Origin of the sequence: Pseudomonas sp. zfem002, assembly GCF_032621685.1 — a bacterium.
Lineage (GTDB): Bacteria > Pseudomonadota > Gammaproteobacteria > Pseudomonadales > Pseudomonadaceae > Aquipseudomonas > Aquipseudomonas japonica.
Genome location: NZ_JAVYJH010000001.1, coordinates 314,773 through 332,883 on the forward strand (window position 1 = coordinate 314,773; position 18,111 = coordinate 332,883).

At 65.0% G+C, this 18,111-nt stretch carries 15 protein-coding genes; 3 read left to right on the forward strand and 12 right to left on the reverse strand.

Translation table 11 applies throughout. The features are described 5' to 3' along the window. Positions 1-3: 3 nt before the first annotated feature. Both RTI28_RS01430 and RTI28_RS01435 read right to left on the reverse strand, forming a co-directional pair. A complete protein-coding gene (locus RTI28_RS01430) occupies positions 4-1,533 on the reverse strand; it encodes an NCS1 family nucleobase:cation symporter-1 (RefSeq protein WP_410478937.1) in 1,530 nt (509 codons plus the stop codon). Positions 1,534-2,085: 552 nt separating this feature from the next. After that, positions 2,086-2,523 (reverse strand): Lrp/AsnC family transcriptional regulator, encoded by a 438-nt coding sequence (locus RTI28_RS01435; RefSeq protein WP_316918792.1) that lies wholly within the window; start codon positions 2,521-2,523, stop codon positions 2,086-2,088. 136 nt (positions 2,524-2,659) lie between these two features. On the opposite strand from RTI28_RS01435, the gene RTI28_RS01440 reads away from it, so the two are divergent. Continuing rightward, positions 2,660-3,562 (forward strand): DMT family transporter, encoded by a 903-nt coding sequence (locus RTI28_RS01440; RefSeq protein ID WP_316918793.1) that lies wholly within the window; start codon positions 2,660-2,662, stop codon positions 3,560-3,562. Positions 3,563-3,594: 32 nt separating this feature from the next. Next, positions 3,595-4,503 (forward strand): class I SAM-dependent methyltransferase, encoded by a 909-nt coding sequence (locus RTI28_RS01445; protein WP_316918794.1) that lies wholly within the window; start codon positions 3,595-3,597, stop codon positions 4,501-4,503. Positions 4,504-4,653: 150 nt separating this feature from the next. Here RTI28_RS01445 and RTI28_RS01450 read toward each other — a convergent pair whose 3' ends face one another. The 9 genes from RTI28_RS01450 to gcl all read right to left on the reverse strand — a co-directional run bounded on the left by RTI28_RS01450 (position 4,654) and on the right by gcl (position 16,526). Then, complete coding sequence (locus RTI28_RS01450) at positions 4,654-6,690, reverse strand: mechanosensitive ion channel family protein (RefSeq protein WP_316918795.1); 2,037 nt, start codon at positions 6,688-6,690, stop codon at positions 4,654-4,656. 191 nt (positions 6,691-6,881) lie between these two features. Further along, positions 6,882-7,883, reverse strand: a complete 1,002-nt coding sequence (locus RTI28_RS01455) for a sulfate ABC transporter substrate-binding protein (protein ID WP_316918796.1) — start codon at positions 7,881-7,883, stop codon at positions 6,882-6,884. Between the two features lie 92 nt (positions 7,884-7,975). After that, a complete protein-coding gene (locus RTI28_RS01460; protein ID WP_316918797.1) occupies positions 7,976-8,800 on the reverse strand; it encodes an ion transporter in 825 nt (274 codons plus the stop codon). Positions 8,801-8,991: 191 nt separating this feature from the next. Then, positions 8,992-9,843, reverse strand: coding sequence for an urea transporter (locus RTI28_RS01465; RefSeq protein ID WP_316918798.1), 852 nt, complete (start codon positions 9,841-9,843; stop codon positions 8,992-8,994). A 154-nt stretch (positions 9,844-9,997) separates the two neighbouring features. Then, the gene (gene pyk / locus RTI28_RS01470; protein WP_316918799.1) at positions 9,998-11,413 is read right to left on the reverse strand and encodes a pyruvate kinase; all 1,416 of its coding nucleotides are present in this window, start codon (positions 11,411-11,413) and stop codon (positions 9,998-10,000) included. Next, positions 11,403-12,683 (reverse strand): glycerate kinase, encoded by a 1,281-nt coding sequence (locus RTI28_RS01475; RefSeq protein ID WP_316918800.1) that lies wholly within the window; start codon positions 12,681-12,683, stop codon positions 11,403-11,405. The genes pyk and RTI28_RS01475 overlap by 11 nt, the downstream gene beginning before the upstream one ends. A 163-nt stretch (positions 12,684-12,846) precedes the next feature. Further along, complete coding sequence (locus RTI28_RS01480) at positions 12,847-13,740, reverse strand: 2-hydroxy-3-oxopropionate reductase (protein WP_316918801.1); 894 nt, start codon at positions 13,738-13,740, stop codon at positions 12,847-12,849. A gap of 170 nt (positions 13,741-13,910) precedes the next feature. Next, on the reverse strand, positions 13,911-14,693 hold the full coding sequence (hyi, locus tag RTI28_RS01485) for a hydroxypyruvate isomerase (protein WP_316918802.1): 783 nt from the start codon (positions 14,691-14,693) through the stop codon (positions 13,911-13,913). A gap of 57 nt (positions 14,694-14,750) precedes the next feature. After that, positions 14,751-16,526 carry a glyoxylate carboligase gene (gene gcl, locus RTI28_RS01490; RefSeq protein WP_316918803.1) on the reverse strand — a complete coding sequence of 592 codons (1,776 nt, stop codon included), beginning with the start codon at positions 16,524-16,526 and terminating at the stop codon, positions 14,751-14,753. A 245-nt stretch (positions 16,527-16,771) separates the two neighbouring features. Here gcl and RTI28_RS01495 point away from each other — a divergent pair, with 245 nt between their 5' ends. Further along, entirely contained in the window at positions 16,772-17,212 is a 441-nt protein-coding gene (locus RTI28_RS01495; RefSeq protein ID WP_316918804.1) for a GlcG/HbpS family heme-binding protein, read from the forward strand. Between the two features lie 120 nt (positions 17,213-17,332). Here the strand turns inward: RTI28_RS01495 and RTI28_RS01500 are convergent, their stop codons facing one another. Continuing rightward, entirely contained in the window at positions 17,333-17,941 is a 609-nt protein-coding gene (locus tag RTI28_RS01500; RefSeq protein WP_316918805.1) for a TetR/AcrR family transcriptional regulator, read from the reverse strand. Between the last annotated feature and the right edge of the window lie 170 nt (positions 17,942-18,111).

Sequence of the window (18,111 nt, forward strand, 5' to 3'; positions counted from 1 at the left end):
GAGTCAGTGGCTGACGCTGTCGACGGCGATGGATTCGCCGCTGACGTCGGCGTAGTGCCGGTTGCGTGGTGCCATCAGCCGGTAGAGCAGGCCGGCGATGCCTGCGCCGATCATCCAGGAGAACGGCGCGAGGGTTTCGAAGTTGGGCACCAGGGCCAGGACGATGGCCAGCAGCGCGGCGGGGATGAAGGCGGCGATCGCCCGCGGGTTGACGCCGCGGCGGTAGTGATAGGCGCCGTTCGGGTCTTCGCTGTACAGCTCGGGCACGTTGACCCGGCCGCGGCGCACCAGCCAGTAGTCGACCATGATCACCCCGTACAGCGGGCCGAGCAGGGCGCCGAGGCCGGAGAGGAAGTACATGATCACCAGCGGGCTGTTGTAGAGGTTCCACGGCAGGATCAGCACGGCGAGGGTGGCGCTGATCATCCCGGCGCGGCGGAAGTTGAGCAGGCGTGGCGCCAGGTTGCTGAGGACGAAGGCCGGGGCGACGAAGTTGGCCATGATGTTCACCGCCACGGTGACGATCAGGAAGGCCAGGCAGCCCAGCACGAGGAAGAAGGTGCTGGGGATGCTGGCGATGATCTGCGTCGGGCTGTCGATGATCTGGCCGTTGATCCTGAACTGCGCGCCGCACAGCAGCACGGAGATCACGGCGAAGGCCAGGATGTTCACCGGCAGACCCCAGAAGTTGCCGGCGCGGATGGTCTTGCGGCACGGCGAGGAACGGGCGAAGTCGCAGAAGTTCAGCACCAGGGTGCCGTAGATCGCCAGCCACAGCGCGCCGCCGGCGAAGATGTTGTGCCACATGGCGGCGCCCGTCAGGGGTTCGCGCACCGACCAGGCGATGTCGAAGCCGGCCTGGGTGTACATCCACGCGGCCAGGCAGGTGACGGTGAGGAGGATCACCGGGCCGGCGAAAGCCTCGTAGCGCCGCACCATCTCCATGCCGTAGGCGAGGATCACCAGTTGCACCAGCCAGATCGCCACGAAGCATACCCAGCCGAGGCTGGACAGGCCGAGGATGGCGTCCTGGTCGTAGGCGGCGAGGCTCGGCGCGATGGCGCTGAGCAGCACCCGCAGGACCACCGAGGCCAGGTAGGTCTGGATACCGAACCAGGCGATCGCGATCACCGCGCGGATCAGCGCCGGGATCTGCGCGCCGTGGATGCCGAAGGCGATCCGGCTCATCACCGGGAGCGGCACGCCGGTCTTCTGCCCCATGTAGCCGGACAGGTTCATGAAGAAGTACACCAGCGCCGCGCCGATCCCCAGCGCCAGGAGGATCTGCCAACCGCCCAGGCCCATGGCGTAGAGCCCCATGGCGAAGGAGTAGTTGGCGATGTTGTGCACATCGTTGGTCCACAGGGCGAAGATGCTGTAGCGGCCCCAGCGCCGACCCTCGGCCTTGGTCGGGGCGAGGTCGTGGTTGTGCAGGCGGGGGCTGAGGCTCACGGGGTGTTGCGGCTGCGTCGACGGTTCGGGGATGGACGAGGAGAAGTCCAGTTCAGTCTTGTTGTAGAGACTCATGCTCATTCCGGCGTGCTCCTGATACTCGTGGCGCGATGAGGCCTGGTTGTTGAACCACGAGAACCAATTAATTAGGGGCATTCCGCTACCCGGCGACGGCAGGTGGGCGGATCTGTGTGTGCTCTGGATTTCGTAAAACTGTATACAAAGCACGAGCACAGGTAAGCCAGTTCCATGCCACGGGAAGTTCGCGAGCTGTTTGTCTATCTCGTTGAAGTTGCTTGGATTTTTTGTAAGTTTATGAAATGGAAAAATTATAAATTGACCGAGTAAACAGGATTTATTTTTTGAAGGCGTTAAATGCTGATCGATTGGTCAAATTAGTTGAGGCGGGGGATGTAACGTTATGGGGCGTGAGTCGGAAAAATTGCACACAAAAATGGCACTTAAAGTTACATTAGTGTGTACAGTTTTCTGATTTGCAGTTTCGGGGACCGCTTTGCGGTCCTTCGCGGGCAAGCCGCGCTCCTACAATGGGCTGGTGTGTACCTGTAAGAGCGTGGCTTGTCGTGTGACGAACCACCGCGAAAGGCCGCAAAGCGGCCACCAGGCACAACATCAATCCATCGGCGGCAACCGCCGCTTCACCGGGGTCTTCTTGACGATCGCGGTGCTCGTCTCGGCATGGCTATTGAGCTTGTCCAGCAAGGTATCCAGCTGTTCCATCGAGCGCACATGCAGGCGCGCGATGAAGCAGTCGTCGCCGGTCACCTTGTCGCATTCGGTGAACTCGGGAATGGCGATGATCTGCCGCTCCACTTCGTGCAACTGCCCCGGCAGCGGGCGAATCCGCACGATGGCCTGCAACTGGTAGCCGAAGCTGCGCGCATCCACCTCCACGGTGTAACCCTTGAGCACCCCGCGCTCCTCCAGGCGGCGCAGGCGTTCGCTGACGCTGGGCGCGGACAGCCCGGTGAGGCTGGCCAGGGCTTTCAGCGAGCGCCGCGAATCCTCCATCAGGGCATTGAGCAGCAGTTGGTCGATGGCATCGGTCATGGTTAACGGCCTCGTCAGGCGAATTGAGGAAATGACCTTGATAACAAAGGTCAGGTCTGACTCCGGCCTTGTTTATCCACTGGAACGGCCCGGAGCACCATCGTCATACTCTGTCACATCTACTGGGAGGTGCGTGATGGACAATTCGCTGCGTCGCGGTTCGCTGGAAATGATCGGCGCCATGCTGATCTCCGGGACCATTGGCTGGTTCGTGCTGGTGTCCGGGCAACCGGTGCTGGATGTGGTGTTCTGGCGCTGCCTGTTCGGCGCCGCCACGCTGTTGCTGATCTGCGCGGCCATGGGTTTCCTGCGCCCGGGCTTGCTGACCCGTACCACTTTCCTGCTGGCGGTGCTCAGCGGCGTGGCCATCGTCGGCAACTGGGTGCTGCTGTTCGCCTCGTACTCGCGGGCGTCCATCGCCATCGGCACGGCGGTGTACAACGTCCAGCCGTTCATGCTGGTGGGCCTGGCGGCGCTGTTCCTCGGCGAGAAGATCACCGTGCCCAAGCTGTTCTGGCTGGCAGTGTCCTTCGCCGGGATGCTGGCTATCGTCAACGCCCATGGCAGCCAGGGTGAAAGTGGCGATGCTTACCTGCTGGGTATCGCCCTGGCCCTTGGCGCGGCGTTTCTGTATGCGGTGGCGGCGCTGATCATCAAGCGTCTGAGCGGCACGCCGCCGCACCTGATCGCGCTGATCCAGGTGTGCACCGGCGTGCTGTTGCTGGCGCCGTTCGCCAACCTTGGCGGCTTGCCGACCACCCAGGCCGAACTGGGCAGCCTGGTCACCCTGGGTATCGTCCACACCGGCCTGATGTATGTGCTGCTGTACGGCGCGATCCAGAAACTGCCGACGGCCCTGACCGGCGCGCTGTCGTTCATCTACCCGATCGCGGCGATCGCGGTGGACTGGGTCGCGTTCGGTCACCGCCTGGAGGCGCTGCAATGGCTGGGTGTGGTGGCCATCTTGCTGGCGGCTGCCGGCATGCAACGGGGCTGGTGGTTCAAATCCGCTGTCCGCGCGAGCGACGCAAAAGCGTAGAATGCGCCGTTTTAGCTCGCCGAAACCCCGCCATGACCGCTGCCATCGACACCTTGCATGATCACCTGCGTGCTGCCCTGAGCGCGCCGCCCAGCGAAACCCGCCGCCTGTTCCACGGTCGCGGGCGCTGCTGGCCGGGGCTGGAGCAGATCACCGTGGACTGGCTGCAGGGTGTGTTGCTGGTGGCGCTGTTCCGCGAGCCGCCCGAAGGACAACTGGCCGAGCTGGAAGCCATGCTGCGCGGGCTGGCGCCGGAAGGCGTGGCGGTATTGATCCAGCACCGCTACCTGCCGGACAGTCCCGGGCACTGGCTGTTGGGCGAGCCCTGCGAGTCCAGGGTGATCGACGAGGACGGCCTGCGCTATCAGCTGGACCTGGGCCTGAAGCAGAACAGCGGCCTGTTCCTCGACATGCGCCTTGGCCGGCGCTGGGTCCGCGAGCAGGCGGCGGGCAAGCGGGTACTCAATCTGTTCGCCTACACCTGCGGGTTCTCCGTGGCGGCGATCGCTGGTGGGGCGGAGCAGGTGGTCAACCTGGATATGTCGAAGGCCGCGCTGTCCCGCGGGCGTGACAATCACCGGCTCAACGGGCACGACCTGGGCCGGGTCGGCTTTCTTGGCCATGAGCTGTTCAAGTCCTGGGGCAAGGTGCGCAAGTCGGCGCCCTACGACCTGATCATCATCGACCCGCCGACCTTCCAGAAGGGCAGTTTCGCCCTGACCCAGGACTACGCGAAGATCCTCCGTCGCCTGCCGGAGTTGTTGAGCGAGGGCGGCACGGTGCTGGCCTGCGTCAACGATCCGGGGATCGGGCCGGAGTTCCTGATCCAGGGGATGGCGGAGCAGGCGCCGGGGTTGAGGTTCGTCGAGCGGCTGGAGAATCCGCCGGAGTTTCCCGAGATCGAGGTGGGTGGGGGGTTGAAGGCCTTGGTCTTCCGTTGATTCCGGGGCTGTGCGATCCCCTGTAGGAGCGAGGCTTGCCCGCGAAGGACCGTGCTAGCGGTCCCCGATACCAGTGAGGTCCGGGACCGCTAGCGCGGTCCTTCGCAGTGGTTCGTCACACGACAAGCCAGCTCCTACAGGGGATCGGCGTCAGGCGCTGGTATCGCCTACTCGCTGCGGCACCGGATTGTACTGGGCAAAACTCACCCCATCCGTCCGGTCCACCAGCTTTTTCAAGCGCTCGTTGAACGCCCGGTTCACCGCATACTGCCCGCCCGAGGTGGTCCTGAACTGCGCGGTCAGGGTCATGCCGTTGAGGTTCATGCTGTCCACTCCGAACACCTGCAGCGGCCCCTGCAGGTTGTGGCGCAGGATCGGGTCCTCGCTGATCGACTGCCCCGCTTCGCGAATCAGCTTGAGCGCCACGTCCACGTCCGAGTCATAGCTGAACTGCACCGAAAAGAACGCATAGGCGAACTGCCGCGACTGGTTGGTGACCGCCTTGATCTGGCCGAACGGCACCGAATGCACGAAGCCCTTGCCGTCGCGCAGGCGCAGGGTGCGGATGGTCAGGCTCTCGACGGTGCCGGCATGCCCGGAGTCGAGGACCACCCAGTCGCCGATGGCGATGGTGTCTTCGATCAGGATGAACAGCCCGGTGATCACGTCCTGCACCAGTTGCTGCGAGCCGAAGCCGATGGCCAGGCCGACCACTCCGGCACCGGCGAGGAACGGCGCGACGTTGATGCCCAGGTTGGCCATGGTGGTGATGGTGCAGATCACCACCAGCACCACTTTGATTGCGTTGCGCAGCATCGGCAGGATGGTCCGCACACGGGTGCTCGGCTGGCGCGAATTGCGTCGGCCCGGCGTGGGTTTCAGGGCTTCCTGGATGGCGGTGTCGATCACCACCCAGAGCAGCCAGGTGACCAGCAGGATCAGGCCGATGCTGCTCAGCGAATCGCTGATCGCCCGACCGAGGGCGTTGCGCAGGGCGAAGTCGAGCACCGAGAAGCCCCAGATGCGCCCCAGCAGTTCGATGAAGGCCACCGCCATGACGATGCGCAGCACGGCGTGGGCCAGGCTGTAGAGCAGCTCCTTGTAGGGACGCAGGCGCTGTTCATGGGCGACCCCGGCTTTGAACAGGTGCTGCAGGGTGATGCTGAGAAACACCGTGCCGATCAGCAGTACGGTGGTCAGCAGGGCTTTCTGCAGGGCGCGCTGGCTTTCCTCGCCAGCGCCGATCAGGTTGATCGCCGAGACCAGGATCATCATCAGGATCGGCAGGTACCACAGCGCCGAGAAGATCCGCAGGGTTTCCTGCACCGCGCGGTGCTGCAGGCGATCCTTGAGGTCGCGGTTGCGGATCAGGTGCGCCACCGGGCGCCGCGAGCGCAGGACCAGCACGGCGAAGCTCAGGGTCGCCAGCAGGCCGGTGATCACCGCGGTGCTGCTGGTCAGGTTGCCACCCAGCTGGCGGGCGATCTGCGGGCTGGTCAGGGCGTCGCTCCAGGCGGCGAGAAAACCCACCAGGAACAGCGGACGCGGTGCCGCCTCTCGGAGAATGCGTACCGCGGCGCGCTTGTGTCCGCTGTCGAAGAGGGTGATCAGGCAGAGGATGATCGAGGTGGAGAAGATCCCGCTGCTGGTGGCATAGGCCAGGCTCATGCCCAGGGCGCGGCCCACCGAAGGGTCGAGCTGGCGGCTGATGAACAGGGCCGCGGGCAGGCTGATCAGGGCCGGCAGGGTGAAGGGCAGCAGGTAGCCGAGCAGCTTGCGCGGTCGTGGTCGCTCGCGCAGCAGGCGCGAGCGCTGCGAGCGTCGGGTGGCGAGGCGGCCGAGGTAGCAGAGCACGGCGAAGGTCGCGGCCCAGGTGGCGGTGAGGAGCAGGAAGTCGCAGGCCATCTGCAGCATGTCCTGCGCGCTGTGGCGGGTGACCAGCTGTCCTGCTTCGCTGGCCGCGCGGTCGGCGCGCAGGCGCCAGGCGTCGACCAGGCGGTTGTCGATGTCGAGTTCTTCGGAGACATCGTCCAGGCCGTTGGCCAGGGCACCGAGCAGACCGCCCTGGACCACCGGTTCCGGCGCCTTGGCCGGCTCTTCCCCGGTGAGGGTGGACAGCGGTCCGGCGGCGAACGCGGAAGTACCCAGCAGGGTCGCGAGGAGGAGGACGGGGAGGGGGCGGATCACGGGGTACTCCTTTCAGCCGTGGGGTGACGGAAAGGGTAGACAATGATCGGTCGGGTTTTTCTGCGGGGGGGCTGGAAAAGGGGACCGCGTTGCGGTCCTTCGCGGGCAAGCCACGCTCCTACGGTGATGCGCGTATCACCGTAGGAGCGAGGCTTGCCCGCGAAGGGCTGCAAAGCAGCCCCGATTACAGATTACTTGCCGGTATAGATCTGGTCGAAGATCCCGCCATCGTTGAAGTGGGTCTTCTGCACGGTGCGCCAGTCACCGAAGGTCTTCTCCACCGAGAGGAAGTCGACTTTCGGGAAGCGGTCGGTGTACTTGGCCAGTACCGCCGGATCCCGCGGGCGCAGGTAGTTGGCCGCGGCGATTTCCTGGGCCTCCGGCGACCACAGGTACTTCAGGTAGGCCTCGGCGGTGGCGCGGCTGCCTTTCTTGTCGACCACCTTGTCGACCACGCTCACCGGCGGCTCGGCCTCGGCGGAGACGCTCGGGTAGATCACCTCGAACTGGTCGCGACCGAACTCGCGGGCGATCATCTCGGCCTCGTTCTCGAAGGTCACCAGCACGTCGCCGATCTGGTTGGTCATGAAGGTGGTGGTGGCGGCGCGACCGCCGGTATCGAGCACCGGGGCCTGCTTGAACAGCTTGCCGACGAAGTCGCGGGCCTTGCTTTCATCGCCGCCGGTCTTGAGCACATAGCCCCAGGCGGAGAGGTAGGTGTAGCGCCCGTTACCCGAGGTCTTCGGGTTAGGCACGATGACCTGCACGCCCTCCTTGAGCAGGTCCGGCCAGTCCTTCAGGGTCTTCGGGTTGCCCTTGCGCACAATGAACACGGTGGCCGAGGTGAACGGCGCGCTGTTGTTCGGCAGGCGCGTCACCCAGTTGTCCGGGACCAGCTTGCCGTTGTCGGCCAGGGCGTTGATGTCGGTGGCCATGTTCATGGTGATGACATCGGCCGGCAGGCCGTCGATCACCGAGCGCGCCTGCTTGCTCGAACCGCCGAAGGACATCTGCACAGTGATCTTCTCTTTGTGCTCGGCTTCCCAGTGTTTCTGGAAGGCGGCGTTGTAGTCCTTGTAGAAGTCGCGCATCACGTCGTAGGAGACGTTCAGCAGCGGAGCCGGGGCGGCCTGGGCGAAGCTGCCCACGGCCAGGCTCGCGGCGAGAAGCGAAGCACTGAAGAGTTTTTTCACTGCATAGTCCTTGTTGGCATTGGTAAGAGGCATTGTGCCAGCGACTATAGCCAATCGCCGCTTAGGCACAAAAAGATTAAAAGGTGCTTTGCTTATTCCAGCTTCTTGAACAGCGCATTGCCGCAGCGCGAGCAGAAGGCGGCGCCATGTTCGTGATGGCCTTTGCGGCAGACCGGGCACTCGTGGCGCAGTTGTTCGCCGCGCATGGCGTTGGCCAGTTCGGCGGTGAAGATCCCGGTGGGCACGGCGATGATCGAGTAGCCGGTGATCATCACCAGCGAGGAAATCACCTGGCCCAGCGGGGTCTTCGGCACGATATCGCCGAAGCCGACGGTGGTCAGGGTGACGATGGCCCAGTAGATGCCCTTGGGAATGCTGGTGAAGCCGTGCTGCGGGCCTTCGACCACGTACATCAGGGTGCCGAACACGGTGACCAGGGTCGACACGCTGACCAGGAACACGATGATCTTCTGCTTGCTGCCGCGCAGGGCGTCGAGCAGGTAGTGGGCCTGTTTCAGGTAGGGGCTGAGCTTGAGCACGCGGAAGATCCGCAGCATGCGGATGACGCGGATGATCAGCAGGTACTGGGCGTCGCTGTAGTACAGGGCGATGATCCCCGGGACGATCGCCAGCAGATCGACCAGGCCGTAGAAGCTGAAGGCGTAGCGCAGCGGCTTGGGCGAGCAGTACAGGCGCAGCAGGTACTCGATCAGGAACACCGTGGTGAAGCCCCATTCGATGCCGGCCAGGAGGCCGGCGTAGTCGCGGTGGACCTCGTCGATGCTGTCGAGGATCACGGTGACCAGGCTGGCGAGGATGATCAGCAGCAGGAGGGTGTCGAAGCGCCGGCCGGCGACGGTGTCGGTTTGAAAGACGATGACGTAGAGCCGTTCGCGCAGGCTCTGGGGGTTTTCCATGGGGTGGGGAGTTCCAGGCGGGTGGTGGTGCAAAGCCTAGGGGCACATCTGGCAGTTGCACAAGTAGGAGCGGGCTTGCCCGCGAGGTGGGCCCGTAGGAGCTGGCTTGCCTGCGAAAGGACTGCGCAGCGGTCCCAAATAGCTGTGAGGTCTGGGACCGCTTCACGGTCCTTTCGCAGGCAAGCCAGCTCCTACGGGGCCGGCGCCAGTCTTGTCAGCCGAACCAACCAGCACGCCACGATGAACGGCGCCGTCAGCCCCGGAATCGGCAGCAGGTTGAACAACGGCTGCACCGCGATCGCCAGCACGATCGCCAGCAACGGTTTCCACGGCTGCGCGCGCGTGCCGCTGAAGGCCAGCGCCGCCAGCGCGGCATTGAAGCCATACAGCCCCATGTAGGCCGCCGTGGCCTCGCCACCGAGCAGCGCGACACTGCCGCCGATGGCCGCGCCAACGAAGGCCCAGGCCGCCGCATAGCGATCCGACAGCAACAACCCCAGGGCAATCAGCATCCCCGCCAGCGGCTGGTCGAGCAGGAAGATCTGCCCCAGCCCCCGCGCCAGCGCATCCAGCGCACTGGCCGGCACCGGCGTGTTGGCCGTCGCCGCCGGCTCGGCCACCAGCAACAAGGCCCAGCCCAGCAGGACGAAGGGCAGGGTATAGGCCGGCAGCAACACCGACCCGCCGCGCTTGAGCCACTGGTGCACGAGCATGCTGCTCAGCCCGGCGGCGGCGATGATCAGCGGCAGCAACAGCGGCGACCAGGGCAGCAGGTAGCTGAACAGCACGCCGATCAGCACGCCGTTGTAGCTGTACAGCCCCGCCTGGCGGTCGCTGCGGTTGTAGCCGCGCCGCTGCGCCGTGAGCAGCCCGGCGAGGGCGCCCAGCAGTGCGCCGCCGATCAGCTGCGGCGCGGTGAGAAGGATGGCCAGCAGGCAACACAGGCCGCACAGCGGATTGCGCTGCAGCAGCACCTGACTGAAACCGTTGAGCAGGGCGGTCGCCCAGTCGGGGCACGGGTTTACGAAATTCTTGGTGTACATGGCAGTAGGTCTGAGTGAAGTGGGTCGCCTCTTTGGGCGAATCTTTTCCCACGGTTGAGAGCACAGCTTTTTTATGTTCTGGATCGCGGAGCACGCTGGCGGCCACGGCTTCACGCGGATGAAGCGATGACCGCCGGCCTGCCCCGCGAAAGGGTCAAAGCAGGGTTTCGATACGCAGCGAATTAGTCGATCCCGGCTGGCCAAAAGGCACACCGGCGGTAATCAGCAGCGTGTCGCCGCGGTTGGCCATGCCCTGGGCCTGGGCGATTTCCAGCGCGGTGGAGCAGACTTCGTCGACCTGGCGCAGGCGGTCGTTGACCACCGAGTGCACACCCCAGACCACGCTCAGGCGCCGCGCGGTGACCAGGTTCGGGGTCAGGTTGAGGATCGGCGCCCGTGGCCGCTCGCGGGAGGTGCGCAGGGTCGAGTTGCCGGACTCGCTGTAGTTGACCAGCACCGCCACCGGGAGGATCCCGCTGATGCGGCGGATGGCGCAGCTGATCGCGTCGGAGACGGTGGCCTCGGCCTTCGGCCGGCCGACATCGAGCTGGGTCTGGTAGTCCGGACCGGCTTCGACCTGGCGGATGATCTTGCTCATCATCTGCACGGCTTCCAGCGGGTAGTCGCCGGAGGCGGTTTCCGCCGACAGCATCACCGCGTCGGCGCCTTCGGCCACGGCGTTGGCGACGTCGGTCACCTCGGCGCGGGTCGGTGCCGGGGAGAAGCGCATCGATTCGAGCATCTGCGTGGCGACCACCACCGGGCGGCCGAGCTGACGGCAGGTGGCGATGATGTCCTTCTGGATCTGCGGCACGGCCTCGGCCGGCACTTCCACGCCGAGGTCACCGCGGGCGACCATGATCGCGTCGCTCAGCTCGGCGATCTCGCGCAGTTGGGTGACCGCCGAAGGCTTCTCGATCTTGGCCATGAGGAAGGCGCGGTCGCCGATCAGCTGGCGTGCCTCGGCGATGTCCTCGGGACGCTGGACGAACGACAGCGCCACCCAGTCCACACCCAGCTCCAGGCCGAAGGTCAGGTCGCGGCGGTCCTTGGCGGTCAGCGGGCTGAGATCCAGCACCGCCTGCGGTACGTTGACGCCCTTGCGGTCGGACAGCTCGCCGCCGTTGAGCACGGTGGTGTCGATGGCGTCGGCGTGCTTGGCGGTCACTTGCAGGCGCAGGCGACCGTCATCCACCAGCAGGTCCATGCCCGGCTCCAGCGCGGCGATGATTTCCGGGTGGGGCAGGTTGACCCGCGCGGCATCGCCCGGGGTCGGGTCGAGGTCCAGGCGCAGGGCCTGGCCGCGCTTGAGCATGACCTTGCCGTCGGCCAGGCGGCCGACCCGCAGTTTCGGGCCTTGCAGGTCCATGAGGATGCCCAGCGGGTAGTTCAGCTGGGCTTCGACCTCGCGGATCCACTGGTAGCGCATGGCGTGGTCTTCATGTTCGCCGTGGCTGAAGTTGAGGCGGAAGATATTGACCCCGGCCTCGACGAGGGCGCGAACGTCGTCGATGCCTTTGATCGCGGGGCCGAGGGTGGCGAGGATTTTGACTTTTTTGTCAGGCGTCATGTTGGGCAGTCTCAAGAATGAGGATGGCGCGGAAATCGTTGACGTTGGTCCGGGTCGGTTCGGTGACGATCAGCGAGTCGAGCGCGGCGAAGTAGCCATAGCCGTTGTTGTTGTCCAGCTCGTCGGCCGCCGACAGGCCCAGGGCCTGGGCGCGGGCGTAGCTGTCCGGGGTCATGAGGGCGCCGGCGTTGTCTTCCGAGCCGTCGATACCGTCGGTGTCACCGGCCAGGGCGTAGACCCCGGGCAGGCCCTTGAGGCTCTCGGTGAGGCTGAGGAGGAACTCGGCATTGCGCCCGCCACGGCCGTTGCCGCGCACGGTGACGGTGGTCTCGCCGCCGGAGAGGATCACGCAGGGCGCCGCCAGCGGCTGGCCGTGCAGCACCACCTGGCGGGCGATGCCGGCATGGACCTTGGCCACTTCCCGCGATTCGCCTTCCAGGTCGCCGAGGATCAGCGGGCTGAAGCCGGCTTGCCGGGCCTTCACCGCGGCGGCTTCGAGCGACTGCTGGGGCCGCGCGATCAGCTGGAAGTGGCTGCGGGCCAGGGCCGGGTCATCGGCCTTGACGGTCTCCGAGTCAGGGTTATGCAGCCAGTCGATCACCGCCTGCGGCGCCTCGATGTCGTAGCGCTTGAGGATCGCCAGGGCTTCGGCGGAGGTGCTCGGGTCGGCCACGGTCGGGCCGGAGGCGATCACCGTGGCGAGGTCGCCCGGTACATCGGAAATCGCGTAGGTGTACACGGTAGCCGGCCAGCAGGCCTTGGCCAGGCGGCCGCCCTTGATCGCCGAGAGGTGCTTGCGCACGCAGTTCATCTCGCCGATGGTGGCGCCGGACTTGAGCAGGGCCTTGTTGATCTGCTGCTTGTCGGCCAGGGTCAGGCCTTCGGCGGGCAGGGCCAGCAGGGCCGAGCCACCGCCGGAGAGCAGGAAGATCACCCGGTCGTCGGCGCTCAGGTCGCTGACCATGTCCAGCACGCGCTTGGCCACGGCCAGGCCGGCGGCGTCAGGGACCGGGTGGGCGGCTTCCACCACCTCGATCTTCGAGCAGCTGGCGCCGTGGCCGTAGCGGGTCACCACCAGGCCGCGGACTTCGCCCTGCCAGGCGCGCTCGACCACTTCGGCCATGGCCGCGGCGGCCTTGCCAGCGCCGATGACGATCACCCGGCCGCTGCGGTCGGCGGGCAGGTGGGCTTCGAGGACCTGACGCGGGTGCGCGGCATCGATGGCCGTGGCGAACAGGTCGCGGAGAAATTGTTGCGGATCGACCGACATCTCAGGCCTCCAAATCTTATTGTTCTTCAAAACCAAAAACGCCCCTGGGACGGCCTCCGTGCAGGCTGAACCAGGGGCGGTGTTGCGCGGTTGCAACTGCCAGCCTCAAGGGCGGAAGAGATCGATGCGCGGTCTCTTCGTTCCGCGGGCTGGCAGGCGTTGCTTACTTGTCGTCGCGGATCGAGAAGTTGGCCATGTGTTCCAGGCCCTTGATCAGCGCCGAGTGGTCCCAGTTCGCACCACCGATCGCGGCGCAGGTGCTGAACACCTGTTGCGCGTTGGAGGTGTTGGGCAGGTTGATGTTCAGCTCCTTGGCGCCTTGCAGGGCCAGGTTCAGGTCCTTCTGGTGCAGGCTGATGCGGAAGCCTGGATCGAAGGTGCCCTTGATCATGCGCTCGCCGTGCACTTCGAGGATCTTCGACGAGGCGAAGCCGCCCATCAGGGCTTCGCGGACCTTGGCCGGATCGGCGCCGTTCTTGGCGGCGAACAGCAGGGCTTCGGCGACGGCCTGGATGTTCAGGGCGACGATGATCTGGTTGGCGACCTTGGCGGTCTGGCCGTCACCGTTGCCACCGACGCGGGTGATGTTCTTGCCCATGGCCTGGAACAGCGGCAGGGTGCGCTCGAAGGCTTTCGGGCAGCCACCGACCATGATGCTCAGGGTCGCCGCCTTGGCACCGACTTCGCCGCCGGACACCGGGGCGTCGAGGTAGGCGGCACCGGTGGCCTTGATCTTCTCGGCGAAGGCCTTGGTGGCGGTCGGCGAGATCGAGCTCATGTCGATCACCACCTTGTTCGGGCCGACGCCTTCGGCGACACCGTTCTCACCGAACAGGACGCTCTCGACCTGCGGGGTGTCCGGGACCATGACGATGATGAACTCGGCTTCCTGGGCCACTTCCTTCGGGTTGGCCAGGGCCACGGCGCCGGCGGCGACCAGGTCGGCCGGAGCGGCGTCGTGGTGGGTGGTCAGGAACAGGCTGTGACCTGCTTTCTGCAGGTTCTGCGCCATTGGGCGGCCCATGATGCCGGTGCCGATGAAACCGATTTTAGCCATGAGAAATTGCCTCTTTTATTTGTGTGTCGCTGGCTGCTGGGGACCTGTAGGAGCTGGCTTGCCTGCGAAGGACCGCGTTAGCGGTCCCCGACCTCACCGCTATCGGGGACCGCCTTGCGGTCCTTCGCGGGCAAGCCACGCTCCTACGGCGAGCAGAGCGTGCAGCGCCTTTAGATAGCGTTATGGGTCTTCAACCAGCCCAGACCTTCCTCGGTGGTGGTCTTGGGCTTGTACTCCGCGCCCACCCAGCCCTGGTAGCCGATGCGGTCCAGGTGCTCGAACAGGAAGCGGTAGTTGATCTCGCCGGTGCCCGGTTCGTGACGGCCCGGGTTGTCGGCCAGCTGGATGTGGTTGATCTGCGCCAGGTTGGCTTCCACGGTCCGCGCCAGGTCACCTTCCATGATCTGCATGTGGTAGATGTCGTACTGCAGGAACAGGTTGTCGCTGCCCACCTCGGCCTGGATCTCCAGGGCCTGCTTGGTGGTGTTCAGGTAGAAGCCCGGGATGTCGCGGGTGTTGATCATTTCCATGACCAGCTTGATGCCCGCGCCCTTCAGTTTGTCGGCGGCGAACTTCAGGTTGTCGACGAAGGTCTTGCGCACGCTGGCGCAGTCCGGACCCTGTGGACGAATGCCGGCTAGGCAGTTGACCTGGGTGTTGCCCAGCACCTTGGCGTAGGCGATGGCCAGGTCGACGCCGGTGCGGAATTCCTCGACCCGCGCCGGGTCGCAGGCGATGCCGCGGTCACCCTTGGCCCAGTCGCCGGCCGGCAGGTTGAACAGCACCTGGGTCAGGCCGTGGGCGTCGAGCAGTTGCTTGATCTCGGTCGCCGGGTAGTCGTACGGGAACAGGTATTCGACACCGCTGAAGCCAGCGTCGGCGGCAGCCTTGAAGCGGGCCGTGAAGTCCTGTTCGGTGAACAGCATGGACAGGTTGGCGGCAAAGCGTGGCATGGTGGTCTCCTTGCTAGGTCGGGGCCCCGCACCCGAAGGGCGGGGCCGCACAGACGATCAGTCGAGCAGCGAAATCGCGGTCGGCGCGTCGTTGCCGACCAGGGCCAGGTCTTCGAATTCGTTGACCGCGTTGATTTCGGTACCCATGGAAATGTTGGTGACGCGCTCGAGAATCACCTCGACCACCACCGGCACGCGGAACTCTTCGGCCATCTTCTGGGCCTTGAGCAGGGCAGGGGCGATCTCGTCCGGGGTGAACACGCGCAGGGCCTTGCAACCCAGGCCTTCGACCACGGCGACGTGATCGACACCGTAACCGTTGACGTCCGGCGCGTTGATGTTCTCGAACGCCAGTTGTACACAGTAATCCATCTCGAAACCACGCTGCGCCTGGCGGATCAGGCCGAGGTAGGCGTTGTTCACCAGGACGTGGACATACGGCAGGTTGAACTGCGCACCCACCGCCAGCTCTTCGATCATGAACTGGAAGTCATAGTCGCCGGACAGGGCCACGACCTTGCGGGTCGGGTCGGCCTTGACCACGCCGAGGGCTGCCGGAATGGTCCAGCCCAGCGGACCGGCCTGGCCGCAGTTGATCCAGTGACGTGGCTTGTAGACGTGGAGGAACTGCGCGCCGGCGATCTGCGACAGACCGATGGTGCTGACGTAGCAGGTGTCCTTGCCGAACACTTCGTTCATTTCCTGGTACACGCGCTGCGGCTTGACCGGGACGTTGTCGAAGTTGGTCTTGCGCTGCAGGCTCGATTTGCGCGCCTGGCAGTCTTTCAGCCATTCGCCGCGGCACTTGAGCTTGCCGGCGGCTTTCCACTCGCGGGCCACTTCGAGGAACACGTCCAGCGCGGCGCCGGCGTCGGAGACGATGCCCAGGTCCGGGGTGAACACGCGGCCGATCTGGGTCGGTTCGATGTCGACGTGAACGAACGTGCGGCCTTCGGTGTAGACGTCGACCGAGCCGGTGTGGCGGTTGGCCCAGCGGTTGCCGATACCGAACACCAGGTCGGATTTGAGCAGGGTGGCGTTGCCGTAGCGGTGCGAGGTCTGCAGGCCGACCATGCCGACCATCAGTTCGTGGTCGTCAGGGATGGTGCCCCAGCCCATCAGGGTCGGTACGACGGGCACGCCGGTCAGTTCGGCGAATTCGACCAGCTTGTCGCTGGCATCGGCGTTGATGATGCCGCCACCGGCGACCAGCAGCGGACGCTCGGCGTCATTGAGCATGGCCAGGGCTTTTTCCGCTTGCTTGCGGGTCGCGGCCGGCTTGGTGACAGGCAGCGGCTCGTAGGCATCGATGTCGAATTCGATCTCGGCCATCTGCACGTCGAACGGCAGGTCGATCAGCACGGGGCCCGGACGGCCGGTGCGCATTTCGTAGAAGGCTTTCTGGAAGGCGTAGGGCACCTGGCCCGGTTCCAGGACGGTGGTCGCCCACTTGGTCACCGGCTTGACGATGCTGGTGATGTCGACGGCCTGGAAGTCTTCCTTGTGCAGGCGGGCACGCGGGGCCTGGCCGGTGATGCAGAGAATCGGGATGGAGTCGGCGGAGGCACTGTACAGACCGGTGACCATGTCGGTGCCGGCAGGGCCCGAGGTGCCGATGCACACGCCGATGTTGCCGGCCTTGGTGCGGGTGTAACCCTCGGCCATGTGCGAGGCGCCTTCAACGTGGCGAGCGAGGACGTGATCGATACCGCCGACTTTCTTCAGGGCCGAGTACAGCGGGTTGATCGCTGCACCAGGGATGCCAAACGCGGTTTCCACACCTTCGCGGCGCATCACCAGAACGGCTGCATCGATTGCTCTCATTTTGCTCATGGCTTTGTGCCTCATTGATGTTGTAATTGTATACAAACTGCTTTTCGCCAGAGTGTATTCACGGGATACGACTCTGGTCAATCCCTTTCATCGCCTCTGGGCGAAATGCCGTAAAAATGGGGTTTGCGCGGGATCAGGCGATCAAGGTCGAATTATTGTATACAAAAAAATTCGCCATTGTGTTCTATTTGGTCTATCAATTTTTCACTTGCCCCCTGGGCTTCCAACAACAAGAGGACCGTTTCATGAACGCATTGAGCTTGAAAGTCGCCGTCGGCCTGGTGAATGGCGCGCTGGCCGCGGGTCGCAAGATCTCCGCCGCGCCGCTGACCGTGGTGGTGCTGGACGCCGGTGGTCACCTGCTGACCCTGCAACGCGAGGATGGCGCCAGCCTGCTGCGGCCGCAGGTGGCGATGGGCAAGGCGTGGGGCGCGATCGCCCTGGGCAAGGGCTCGCGCCTGCTGGCGCTGGATGCGCAACAGCGCCCGGCGTTCTTCGCCGCGCTCAATGGCCTGGGTCAGAGCCCGGTGGTGCCGGCGCCGGGTGGCGTGCTGATTCGCAATGAAGCGGGCGTGGTGCTGGGGGCGATCGGGATCAGCGGGGATACGTCGGATATCGACGAGCAGTGCGCGATCAGTGCGATCGAGGAGGCGGGGCTGCGGGCGGATGCGGGGGTGGCGGCCTGATCTGAATCCTGTGTTGTAAGTACTGGCCTCATCGCGGGCAATGCCCGCTCCCACAGGGTTCGGCGGTGCGCGCGGTCCTTGTGTGGGACGTTGCCGGCGATGAGGCCCTGAAGTCGAAAATCAGTTGTCCGGCGCACACCCCTTGAGCACCAGGCGAATGATCGTCTGCGCCGCCGCCTCGTAGTCGCTGTCATCCATCTTGGCCTTGCCGGTCACCACCGAGATCTGCCAGTCGAAATCGGCGTAGGTCTGGGTCGCCGCCCAGATGTTGAACATCAGGTGATGCGGGTCCAGCGGCGCGATCTGGCCCTTGTCGATCCAGCGCTGGATACAGTCGATGTTGTGCCGGGCCTGGACGTTCAACTGCTCGACCTGGCGCGGGCTCAGGTGCGGCGCACCATGCATGATCTCGCTGGCGAACACCTTGGAGGCGAACGGCAGATCGCGGGAGATGCGCACCTTGGAGCGGATATAGGCGCTCAATACCTCTTCCGGATCACCCTCGGCATTGAATGGCGTCGACGCCTGCATGATCGGCTCGATGATGCTTTCGAGCACCTCGCGGTAGAGGTTTTCCTTGGACTTGAAGTAGTAGTAGACGTTGGGCTTGGGCAGGCCGGCCTTGGCCGCGATGTCGCTGGTCTTGGTGGCGGCGAAGCCCTTGTCGGCGAATTCTTCACTGGCCGCGCGCAAAATCAGTTCTTTGTTGCGCTCGCGAATGCTGCTCATGGTTGGCGCTGTTCCTTGGTCTCGGCCCGCTGCGCGGCAGGCCCGGGCAGGCGGTGGCGCATGGTAGCACCGGCCTCGCGCGCCGCTCAAGGCAAGGCCTGCGCCACATCGACGGCAGCGATAGCAGGTGTTCTGCGCGACGCGAACGGCTATCCTTCTGAAATTATTTC